This is a genomic window from Agromyces protaetiae (assembly GCF_030866785.1).
In the GTDB taxonomy this organism is placed as follows: Bacteria; Actinomycetota; Actinomycetes; order Actinomycetales; family Microbacteriaceae; genus Agromyces; species Agromyces silvae.
On the sequence record NZ_CP133018.1, the window covers coordinates 2,936,914 to 2,948,634 of the forward strand.

Annotated in this window: 6 protein-coding genes; 4 read left to right on the plus strand and 2 right to left on the minus strand. The window is 74.1% G+C overall.

The features are described from left to right. Positions 1 to 8: 8 nt before the first annotated feature. The 3 genes from QU602_RS13455 to QU602_RS13465 all read left to right on the plus strand — a co-directional run bounded on the left by QU602_RS13455 (position 9) and on the right by QU602_RS13465 (position 6,007). Positions 9 to 3,527, plus strand: coding sequence for a DUF5107 domain-containing protein (locus QU602_RS13455; protein WP_308796973.1), 3,519 nt, complete (start codon positions 9 to 11; stop codon positions 3,525 to 3,527). Beyond that, positions 3,524 to 4,849, plus strand: coding sequence for a cellulase-like family protein (locus QU602_RS13460; protein ID WP_308796974.1), 1,326 nt, complete (start codon positions 3,524 to 3,526; stop codon positions 4,847 to 4,849). The genes QU602_RS13455 and QU602_RS13460 overlap by 4 nt, the downstream gene beginning before the upstream one ends. Positions 4,850 to 4,975: 126 nt before the next feature. Continuing rightward, positions 4,976 to 6,007, plus strand: coding sequence for a LacI family DNA-binding transcriptional regulator (locus QU602_RS13465; protein WP_308796975.1), 1,032 nt, complete (start codon positions 4,976 to 4,978; stop codon positions 6,005 to 6,007). 43 nt (positions 6,008 to 6,050) lie between these two features. Here QU602_RS13465 and QU602_RS13470 read toward each other — a convergent pair whose 3' ends face one another. Further along, on the minus strand, positions 6,051 to 6,896 hold the full coding sequence (locus tag QU602_RS13470) for a hypothetical protein (RefSeq protein ID WP_308796976.1): 846 nt from the start codon (positions 6,894 to 6,896) through the stop codon (positions 6,051 to 6,053). Further along, on the minus strand, positions 6,893 to 9,694 hold the full coding sequence (locus QU602_RS13475) for an ATP-binding protein (RefSeq protein ID WP_308796977.1): 2,802 nt from the start codon (positions 9,692 to 9,694) through the stop codon (positions 6,893 to 6,895). The genes QU602_RS13470 and QU602_RS13475 overlap by 4 nt, the downstream gene beginning before the upstream one ends. A gap of 104 nt (positions 9,695 to 9,798) precedes the next feature. Here QU602_RS13475 and QU602_RS13480 point away from each other — a divergent pair, with 104 nt between their 5' ends. Beyond that, positions 9,799 to 11,616: an NAD(P)/FAD-dependent oxidoreductase gene (locus tag QU602_RS13480; protein ID WP_308796978.1), complete on the plus strand. Its 1,818-nt coding sequence runs from the start codon at positions 9,799 to 9,801 to the stop codon at positions 11,614 to 11,616. Positions 11,617 to 11,721: the final 105 nt, after the last annotated feature.

Consider the following 11,721-nt stretch of genomic DNA (forward strand, 5'->3'; position numbering starts at 1 on the left):
GTTGACGCGTGACTTCCCCGAACCACCCCATCGCGCTGCCCGACGCCCCCGAGTCGCAGCAGCAGATCCTCGAGGCCGGCGGCGTCGCCTGCTGGGAGGCCCCGCTCACGATCGACACGTACGAGCCCGCCGAGCCCGACCGCTACCCGCTCTTCCTCGACCGGCGCGTCTATCAGGGCTCGAGCGGCAAGGTGTACCCGATCCCGTTCACCGACCGTATCCAGTCCGAGAAGGCGCCGCGCGCCTGGCGCGCGATCCACCTCGAGAACCGGTGGGTGCGCCTCGTGCTGCTGCCCGAGCTGGGCGGCCGCATCCACATCGGCTACGACAAGACCGCCGACTACGACTTCTTCTACCGCAACAACGTGATCAAGCCCGCGCTCGTGGGCCTCGCTGGCCCGTGGATCTCGGGCGGCGTCGAGTTCAACTGGCCGCAGCACCACCGGCCCGCGACCTACCTTCCCGTCGAGACGACGATCGAGCACCACGACGACGGCTCGGTCACGGTCTGGCACAGCGACCTCGACCAGCTGCAGCGCATGCGCGGCAGCCACGGCATCCGGTTGCACGCCGACCGGGCGCTCATCGAGCTCGACGCGCGGCTCACCAACCGCACGGATGTGCCGCAGACCTTCCTCTGGTGGGCGAACGTCGCAGCCCGGTCGCACGAGCGCTACCAGTCGTTCTTCCCGACCGATGTGCGCTACGTCGCCGACCACGCACGCCGTGCGATCACCGCGTTCCCGCGAGCCGACCGCCCCTACTACGGCGTCGACTACCCGGAGCTCGCGGCCGAGCGCCCCGATGCCGATCGCATCGACCTCTACTCGAACATCCCCGTGCCGACGTCGTACATGATCACCGACACCGCCGACGACTTCTTCGGCGGCTACGACCACGACGCCCGGGCCGGGTTCGTGCACTGGGCCGACCGCGCGATCGCGCCCGGCAAGAAGCAGTGGACGTGGGGCGATGGCGAGGTCGGCCATGCCTGGGATCGCCACCTCACCGACGGCGACGGCCCGTACGTCGAGCTCATGGCGGGCGTCTTCACCGACAACCAGCCCGACTTCAGCTGGCTGCAGCCGGGCGAGACCCGCGAGTTCCGCCAGTTCTGGTACCCGATCCGTGAGATCGGGCCTGCGGTGCAGGCCACGCTCGAGGCGGCGGTGGCGGTCGAGGTCAGCGAACGCGGGCCGGATGCCTCGGGCGATACGGATGCCCCGGGCGGAACGGATGCCCCGGTCGGAACGGATGCCTCGGGCGATACGGATGCCCCGGTCGGAACGGATGCCCCGGTCGGAACGGATGCCCCGGGCGCCGGCGCCCGTCGTACCGTGCGCGTGGGCATCGCGACGACCGCCGCGCACGAGTCGGTCGCGATCGAGGTCCGCCGGGGCGAGGCGGTGCTGGCCGCGTGGACGACGGCGATCAGCCCGGAGCATCCGTTCACCGCGACCGTCGACGCGACCGGCGACCTGACGCGCGACGACCTCGTCGTCGTCGCGACCGCCGCGGGCCGCACGCTCGTCGAGTGGCGCGCGCACGAGGTGCCCGCGGGCGAGCCGTGGGTCGCCACCGAGCCGCCCGCCGCCGCCGACATCGACAGCGCCGACGAGCTCTACCTGACCGGGCTGCACCTCGTGCAGTACCGCCACCCGACGCGCGCCGCCGAACCGTACTTCGCCGAGGCGCTGCGCCGTGACCCGGGCGACAGCCGCGCACGCATCGCGCTCGCGCGCCTCGCGTACGACCGCGGCGAGCTCCACGTCGCACTCGACCACCTCGACCGCGCGGTCGAGCGGCTCACGCGACGCAACCTCAACCCCCAGCACGGCGACGTGCACCTGCTGCGCGCGCTCGTGCTCGAACGTCTCGGGCGCGAGCAGGAGGCGGGCGATGCGTTCGGCAAGGCCGGCTGGGACGGCACGCTCACGCTGCCCGCCGCGCTCGGCCGCGCCCGGCTCGCGCTCCGCGCCGGTGACGCGGCACGTTCGCTGCAGTTCGCCGACGCCGCCCTGGCAGCCGACCCCGCCAGCCCGCAGGCGATCGCCGCGCGCATCGTCGCGCTCCGCGTGCTCGGCGCGGCGACGTCCGCGAGCGCACCGTCGTCCCTCGGCACGACCGCTGCCGCGACCGCCGAACGCGAGCTCGCGGCTGCGCGAGCGGCCGACCCGCTCGACCCCCTGCTCGCGGCGCTCGACGACGCGCTCGACCCGGTCGACGCGCGTACGCTCGTGACGATGGCACACGAGCTGCACCGCATGGGCGATCGCGCCCGCGGGCTCGCGCTCGCGCGGCGCGCGAGCGCGGCCGAACCCGGTCCCTTCGGCAATCCGGCACCGCTCGCGCACTACACGGTCGCGGCGTTCCTCGAGACCGACGGTGATGCGGCCGGTGCCGCCGAGGCCCGCGCCGCCGCCCGCGCGGCTGATCCGCGGCTCGCGTTCCCGGCGGGCCTCGACGACCTCGCCGTGCTCGAGGCCGCCCTCGCGGCCGACCCCGCCGACACGCGGGCCGAAGGCTACCTCGGCTGCTGGCTGCTCGATGCCGGCCGCACGGCCGACGCGCTCGTCGCGCTCGACGCGGCCATCGCAGGTGGCGATCCCACCGCGACCGGATCCGAGACCGACTCCGCTGCGGCCCGCTCCGCGACCGACCCCGCCGGGGCGGCCGACCCCGTCGTCTGGCGCAATGCCGCGGTCGCCCTCGTGAACACGGGCGGCGACCTCGCGGAGGCCGACCGCCGCTACGGCATCGCCCTGCGACTCAGCCCTGGCGACGCCCGCCTCGTGTACGAACGCGACCAGCTCGCCGCGGTCCGCGGCATCGCCGCCGCCGACCGGCTCGCCGCGATCGAGGCCGCAGGCCCCGGCGTGCTGATCCGCGACGACCTCGCGATCGGCTCCGCGAACCTCCTCGTCGACGTCGGCCGCGCCGACGAGGCACTCGCCTTCCTGGCGGGCCGTGCGTTCCAGCCGTTCGAGGGCGGCGAGGGCCAGGTCATCTCGGTGTTCGACCGGGCGAGCGCCGCGGTCGCCCGCGACCTGCTCGCCCGCGGCGAGACCGCCGCGGCGATCGAGCTGCTCGAGGGCGGCATCCGGGTGCCCGAGCACCTCGGCGAGGGCCGCCACCCCGCGGTCGTCGTCGCCGAGCGGTTCGTGCTGCTCGGCAACGCGCACGCCGCGCGCGGGGATCGCCTGTCCGCCGAGGCGGCCTGGCGCCGCGCACGCGACGGCGGCGGGCCACTCGCCGCCGGCGAGCACGTCGTCACCGCGGGCGACGCCTGGATCGGCCACGCGCACACGCTGCTCGGCGAGACCGACGCGGCCGAGCGGGTCTGGGCCGCGCTCGAGGCCCGCGCCGATGCGCTCGACGCCGCCGCCGACACGGTCGACTACTTCGCCACCTCGCTCCCCGAGCTGCTGCTGTTCTCGGTCGACACGGCCGAGCGCCGCGCCGCCGAGGCGCACGAGCTCCGCACGCTCGCCGCCGCAGGCCGAGCCGGAGGGCGGGCCGCCGCATGACCGAGCGCTACCTGGGCACGCCCGCCGCACCCGCGGCGCCCGAGCCAGGCCTGACCGGCCCGATCCCCGGGCATCTGCCCGAGCGGCTCGCGATCAGCCTGTGGGACTTCTCGTGGTACACGCGTGCCGGCGCCGGCGAGCCGTACGAGCACCTCGACCGTGCCATGGCCGAGACCGTCGACCGCGGCTACAACGCGATCCGCATCTGCGCCGCGCCGCTGCTCGTCGCGGGCGGGCTGCAGGTCGACGGCGCACGCCTCGACGACCTGGCCGCCGATCTGCCGATCGAGGGGCTCGGCGCGGCCACCACCGGCGGCTACTATGGCGAGCGCACGCGCTGGTACGACACGCCGGGCGGCTATTCGATCGACGTGCGCTCGCGCCTCTTCGAGCTCGTCGAGACCGCGAAGCGGCACGGCGTCGTCGTGATCCTCGCGAGCTGGGAGTACCAGCAGTCGCCCTCGTTCGCGGGCGACGAGCGCTGGTTCCGGGCGATCGACCAGGTGCCACTCGCCGACCGGTACCGCGTGCTCGCCGAGGCCTTCGACCGCATCCTCGCCGAGCTCGAGGCATCCGGACTCGCCGACGCGATCGCGTTCACCGAACTGCACAACGAGGTCGACTTCTCGATCCTGCCGCCAGTGCAGGAGGGCGGCGAAGCCGCCATCGAGTGGCTGCGGTCGAGGCATCCGAACCAGCTCGTGACCGCGAGCTACGGCAAGCCGCCGCACCTGGCCATGCACCGGCTCTCCCCCGCGCTGGGCGTGGCGCAGTTCCATGTGTACAGCTACGGCGTGCTCGACGCCCTGCAGCGGCGCATCGACATCCGGTCCGAGGGCACCGAGGGCTTCCCGAACGCCGAGCTGCGCGCGCTGCTGCGCCCGGACGCGCCGAGCTTCGCCGAGTACGGCCGGCCCGCGCCGTGGAAGCTCGAGGCCACCGTGATCACCGACCAGATGATCTACGGCTACGACCAGCTCGACGCGGACGCGTGGGACACCTGGCTGTACGACCACTACGGCGAATACCGCGAGGTGATGCTGCGCGAGATCGAGTCGCGCGTGATCGCGATCGCCGAGTGGGCGAGGTGGCGCGGCGTGCCCGCGGTCGTGGGCGAGGGCTGGGTCGGCTACACGCCGCTGCACGGCACGTTCGAGGAGGGCCCGGTCGGCCGCGCGCTCGCCGAGCACGGCGTGCGCACCGCGCTCGAGCACGGCGTCTGGGGCGTGGTCGCGTGCTCCAACGCGGCTCCGCATCACCCCATGTGGGCGGATGCCACGTGGCAGCGCCGCGTCAACGCGCTGGTGACCGGCGCCGCCTGACCCACCGAGGCGACACGCGACGCTCGACCCCTGGACGACCGTCCTGACAGACCCCTCCCATGCGAGCATCCCTCACGATACGATGAGGCGCCCCGTACCGATGCAGTCGCGTGCCCAGGAGGACCCATGTCCGAGTCCAGCCCCACCGCCCCGGCGACCCTTCACGATGTGGCCCGTGAGGCGGGAGTCTCGCTCGCGACGGCCTCGCGCTCGCTGAACGGCAGCACGCGGCGCGTCAACGACGACTACCGCCAGCGGGTCATCGAGGCGGCGGCACGGCTCAGATACACCCCGAACCTCTCCGCGCAGGCCGTCGCGCGCGGCACCACGACGACGGTGGCCCTGGTGGTCGCCGACCTCACCGACCCCTACTTCTCCTCGATCGCGTCGGGCGTCATCGCCGAAGCCGATCGAGAGCGATTGATCGTGACCATGGCCGCCACCGAACGCGATCCCGAACGCGAGCTCGACCTCGTACGACGTCTGCGCGGCCAGCGTCCGCGGGTGATCGTGCTGGCGGGCTCGCGGCCAGAGGTCGACGAGACCGGCGCCGCCCTGGCCGCCGAGCTCGCCGCCTACGAGGACGCGGGCGGCCGCGTCGTGCTCATCAGCCGCAACGAGCTCGGCTTCCGCACCGTGCGACTCGGCAACCGGGCGGGCGCAGAGGCGCTCGCCCGAGAGCTGCTCGGGCTCGGCTACCGGCGGTTCGCGGCCATCACCGGCGCCGACGACCTGCGCACGACGAGCGATCGGCTCGACGGGTTCCGTGCCGGGATCACGGCCGGCGGCGGCCGGCTCGATGATGCCGACGTCATGCGTGCCGCACTCACGCGAGACGGCGGGTACGCCGGCACTCGCGAGCTGATCGAGCGCGGCCTCGACGGTGTCGAGCTGGTGTTCGCTGCGACCGACGTGATGGCCATCGGCGCACTGTCGGCCATCCGCGACGCCGGGCTGGCACCGGGTCGCGATCTCGCGGTCGCAGGCTTCGACGACATCGCCACGGCTCGCGACGTCAGCCCGTCGCTCACGACGGTGCACCTCCCGCTCGATGAGATCGGCTGCCGCGCGCTCCGCCTCGCCCTCGACGAGGCCGGTGGCGACGCCTCGATCGAACCCCTGGTCGTCCTCCGCGATTCCACCCCGCGGCGCGACTGACCTCCGTTCCTGGGCCGCTACTCCGGGCCGCTACTCCGGGCCGCTATTCCGAGACGCGGGTGGGCGCGGCGGCTCGGCGGCGTTCCTCCATAATGCCGACGAACACGCCGTACACGCCGGCCGACGCGACGATGCCGATGACGAAGGCCCAGGCCGCCGGCCGGTCCCACGCGACGTCTCCGCTCCGGATGACGAGGCCGAACAGCATGGCGGCGAGACTCACGAGCTGTGCCTGGAACACCCATCGGAACGACGACCAACGACGGTCGCGGAGCATCCAGATGTTCACGAAGCCCGGCAGCGTCAGCACCGCGCCGACGACCCGCGCGGTGAGCGGAGTCACCTCCCAGCCCCAGGTGCCGATCAGCATCAGGGGCATGCTGAACAGCACGAGCCCGGTGACCGCGGCCGCGCCGCCGACGAGGGCGAGCGATACACGCCACGGTGCGGGGATCTCGACGTCCCCCGGCTCCATCGTGCGCGGGTCGTGCCGGACGTTGAGGATGAGCGCGAGCAGCGTGAGCGGCGGCGTGAGCACATACAGGGTCGCCCAGGTCACGAACGACGGATGCCCCGGGTGGAAGCGGTCCCAGTGCAGCGCCGTCGCGGTGCCGAGGAGCGTCGCGAACACGACGACCGCAGGGAACCCCCATGCGACACGATGCCAGGCACGCTGCCGGACGACCTGGATGAAGAACCAGATCCCGCCCGCGTAGGCCGATCCCAGAAGGGTCGCCGTGAGCGGCGGCAGGATGGTCCACGCGAAATGGGTCTCGGTCTCCCCCGGCAGCCCGAGCAGCAGCACCGCCGCGACGACGAGGAAGGGCAGGATGAGCGCGCCCACGACGCGCGTGAACGGGAGGACCCGATCGTCCCGCGCGGCGGTCATGTGGGCTCCCCCACGATGCCCCGCCTCGCCTCGGGAGGCGGCTTCGCCGGGACGCCCGGCCCGGAGTCATCGGGCACCGAGGCATCCGGCACCGAGGCATCCGGCCCCGCAACCCTCGTCGCCGAGGCATCCGCCACCGAGGCATCCGCCACCGAGGCATCCGGCCCCGCAACCCTCGTCGCCGCGGCATCCGCCACCGAGGCATCCGTCGCCGCCAACGCGACCGCCTCGGCGACGCGCAACCCGCGGCCGGTGCGCCGGCCCGCCGCGAACTCGCCCGCGAGCGGCCCCGCCGTGAATGGCTCGACGAAGGGCCCGAAGAAGCTGAACGAGGGCGCGTTGTAGAGACCCGTGCGCTCGCGCAGCACCTCGGCCGCGCCGAGCAGCTCGCCCGAGCGGCGTGCGTCGCCGCGTGCGGCGGCGACCGCGACGAGCCCCTCGAGTCCGTACGCGACACCCTCGTCGTGGCCGAGCCCGTGCGACAGCGCGAGACTCCGCGAGAACTGCGCAGCCGCCTGCCCGACCGCTCCCTGCAGGATCTCCGCCCAGCCGCGGTGGTGCATGGCGATGGCGGCACCCAGCTCATCGCCCTGCGTCGTCGCGACCCGGAGGCTCGCATCGAAGTACCCCTGCGCCGCGGCGAGCTGCTGCTGCACGAGCGCGATCCGGCCCATCGTGACGAGCGCCATGGCCTCACCCCAGTGGTCGCCGGCCTCGCGGAACCGGTTCAGCGCGGTCTCGAGCGCGACCCCGGCGCGCTGGGCGTCGGGGCGCTCGGCGCCGAGCAGCGCGAGCCCGAGGGAGATGAGCGCGAGCGCCTCACCCGACCGGTCGCCCGCGCGGTGGAACCGTTCGGCGCTCTCCTCGAGCCCGGGCACGACCCAGTCGTTCGGGTTCTGCCAGAACCCGATCGCACGCGTGAAGTAGAGCGCCGTCGCACGTGTGAGATCGTCGAGGTCGCCGTCGGCGTCGAGCAGCTCGGTCATCCAGGCGTGGACGGCGCCGAGATGCCCGTCGACCCACCAGTACACGTAGAGGGTCCACGCGAAATGCGCGGCGAGCTCCGACTGTCCGGTGTCGAGCAGATGCCGCATCGCGGCACGCAGGTCGTCGGCCTCCTCCGAGAGCCGCGCGACCCAGGCGTGCTGCCGCGGCCCCTCGAGCTCGGCCTCGGCCTGCTCGCCGAGCGCGACGTACCAGCGCGCGTGCACATCACGGAGCTCACGCGCATCGGCGCGGCCGTCGAGCTGCTCGCGGGCGTACTCGCGCACGGTCGCGAGCATCGTGAACACCGCCCGGTCGCCGTGCTCCTGCTGATGCACGAGGCTCCCGTCGACGAGGGCCGCGAGGTCGTCGAGGAGATCGCCGTCGGCGATGCCGGCCGCGACCGCCTCGACCGCTTCGAGCGGGAAGGCACCCGCGAACACGCCGAGCCGGGTGAGCAGCTCGGCCGCGGACGGTTCGAGGAGCTGCGTGCTCCACTCGATCGCGCGCCGCATGGTCCGTTGCCGTTCGGGCAGGTCGCGCGGTCCCCCGGCGAGCAGCGGCAGCCGACGGTCGAGACGGTCGAGCAGCGCCGCGGGCGTCAGCACCCGTGCCCGCGCGGCCGCGAGCTCGATTGCGAGCGGCACCCCGTCGAGCGCGACACAGATCCGCGCGACGTCGTCGGCGTTCTCGGTCGTGAGCTCGAAGTCGGGCGTCGCCGCGCGCACGCGCTCCACGAAGAGCGCGACCGCGGGATTGCGCGCCGCTTCCCCGACGGCGGCCGCCGCGCGCTCGGGATCGGGGAGCGGCAGCGGGCCGACCTCGACCCCGTGCTCGCCGGAGACGCGCAGGAGGATGCGGCTGGTCACGAGCGCACTCACGGTCGGCACGTCCGCGAGCAGCGCGCGGAGCTCAGGTGCCGCATCGACGACCTGTTCGAAGTTGTCGAGCAGCATGAGCAGCCGACGACCGTGGAGCGCCGTCCGCAGCTTCTCGTCGAGCCCGCCGCCGCCGAGGTCGCGCACGCCGATCGCCTCGGCGACCGCTCGCGTCACGAGCGCAGGGTCGGTCACGGGCGCGAGGTCCACGAAGGCGATGCCGTCGGCGAATCGGTCGTGCATCGCGCGCGCCGCCTCGATCGCGAGCCGGCTCTTGCCGATGCCGCCGGGCCCGGTCACCGTCACGAGGCGGGCGTCGCCACCCAGCAACCCGGTCACCGTCTCGAGCTCGTGGGCACGCCCGATGAGCGGCGTGAGCACGGCCGGCAACGTGGCTTCCGCCCGGAACCCGGCCGTCGCCTCGTCGTCCGGTTCGGCGCGCACGCCGGCGCCCGCGAGGGCGAACCGCTCGGCGAGCAGCGTCGTGAGGTCGGCGCGCACGAGCGCGGCGAGATCGTCGGGACCGCTGAACGACACGTACGACGCCCCGTCGTCGTCCCGGATGCGGTGCAACAGCTCGGCGAGCCGAGGCTCGCGCGTCGACGCCGCCTCCTTGACGTACACGAGTTTCGGCAGCTCGGGCGGCGCGAGCCGGTACTCGTCCTCGAGCCCGGAGATCTCCTCGCCCGGCGCGACCCAGCCGTACCGTTCCCCGTAGAGGCCGACGAAGATGTCGCTCTGCGCGAGGTAGGCGCGGTAGAGCTCGCGCGGCGGGTGGGGGCGCGCGCCGAGCTCGAACATGACGGGCGCGAGCCCGAGCTGCTCGATCGCGGCGCGCACGGCGCGTCGCTCAGGCGCCAGCTCCTTGAGCGTGGAGCTGACGAACACGCGGAGGCGCTGGTCGGGTGTCCTGATCGCGCCCGCGACCCGGTTCATGAGGGAAAGTCTGGTTCTCCGGCGTCCGGCTGTCCAGAGGCGGTGCGTGAGGCGTAGCCTGGCGGCGTGCGCTGGTCGCGCACGACCGTCGATCGGAGGCGGGCATGGTCGAGGACAACACCGACGTCGCGCAGACGGCTCCGATCATCCTCGTCTCGGCCGCGGGCGAGGCCGGGCGGTCCGCGATCGCGGCCCTGCGCACGCGCTATTCGGCCGACTACGAGCTCGTCGTCGTGGGCGATCCGGCGGATGCCTCGGGGGCCGCGCCCGCGGCCGGCCAGGCCGAGCGCCCCGCCGAGGCGCTCGATGCGGTCGTTGCGGGCCCGGCCGAGGCGCTCGACGCGGTCGCTGCACGGCGCGCCGCCGCGCTGGCCGAGGCGCTCGACGCCGCCGCCGCGGCGCATCGCGCGATCGCCCTCGCGCTCGTCGACGCCGCCGCCGCGGGCGACGGCGGGAGCCTCGCGGGCATGCGCGAACGCTGGCCCGACGCTCGGCGCTCGTTGCTCATCGGCTGGGGCGGGTGGGCCGACGCCGTCACCACCCGAACACTGCTCGAGCTCGCGTCCCAGGGGCGGGTCGACGGCTACGTCGTCGCGCCCGACAGCCCGCACGACGAATCGTTCCACGCCGAGATCACGGGGTACCTCCGGGAGTGGGCGGTGGCCTCGGCCGTGCATCCGGCGAGGTTCACCGTGGTCGGCGACGACGGCGACCCCCGCGTGCACGCCGTGCGCGCGCGACTCGCCCGCCAGGGCACGCCCGCGCGGGTCATCCAGTCCGAGCAGCCCGAGGCTGAGACACTCAGGACCCTCGGCCGCCCCTCGGCAGCCGTCCTGGTCGGCACCCCCTCGGGCGACGTGCTCGCCGACCCGACCGACGCCGACCTCGCACGTGCCGCGGGCCTCACGACCGAGCTCCCCGACCACGAGGTCGAGGTCACCGTCGTCGGGGCCGGACCGGCCGGTCTCGCGGCCGCGGTCTACGCCGCGAGCGAGGGCCTCGACACCCTCGTGCTCGAGTCGGGCGCGGTCGGCGGTCAGGCCGGATCGAGCTCGTTGATCCGCAACTACCTGGGATTCCCACGCGGCGTCTCGGGCGCCGACCTGGCGCTCCGCGCCTACCGGCAGGCCTGGATGTTCGGCGCCTCCGTCGCGCACGCGCGGCACGCCACCGGCATGCGGGTCGGCACCGGCGGCTTCGAGCTCGACGTCGACGGCACCGACCGTGTGCGCACGCGCAGCGTGGTGCTCGCGACCGGCGTGAGCTATCGGCGGCTGCGCGTTCCGGCCCTTCGGGCATTCGTCGGGGCATCCGTGTTCTACGGCGCGTCCTCCGTCGAGGCGCGCGCCCAGCGCGGCCGTGACGTGCTCGTCATCGGCGGCGGCAACTCTGCCGGGCAGGCAGCGCTGCACCTCGCCCGGTTCGCACGCTCGGTCGCGCTCGTCGTGCGCGGGCCGTCGCTCGCCGAGAGCATGTCGCAGTATCTGATCGACGAGCTCGCCGATGCCGGCGTCGGACTGCGCACCAATGCGCGGGTCGTCGATGCGCGCCCCTCGGCGGCCGGCGACCGGCTCGGCGCCGTCGTGCTCGAACACACCGACAGTGGCGACCGCGACGAGGTGCCGACGGACTCGCTGTTCGTCACGATCGGCGCGCGCCCGCACACCGACTGGCTGCCGCCGGAGGTGCTTCGCGATCAATGGGGTTCGGTGATCACCGGGGCCGAGGTGCTCACCGAGGGCGGGCGGCGTGCGTGGCCGCACGACCGCCCGCCGGAGCCGCTCGAGACCTCGGCGGCCGGATGCTTCGCGGTCGGCGATGTGCGCCGCGGCTCCGTGAAGCGCGTGGCCGCCGCGGTCGGCGAGGGGTCGGTGGTCGTGTCGTCGGTGCACCGGCACCTCGGGGAGCTGCAGCTCGGCTGACGGAGCTGCGGCTTTGCTGACAGAGCTGCGGCTCGGCTGACGGAGCCGCGGCTCGGCTGACAGCCGCGGCGCCCACCCTGTCGACCCCCAGGTGCGCTCGCTACG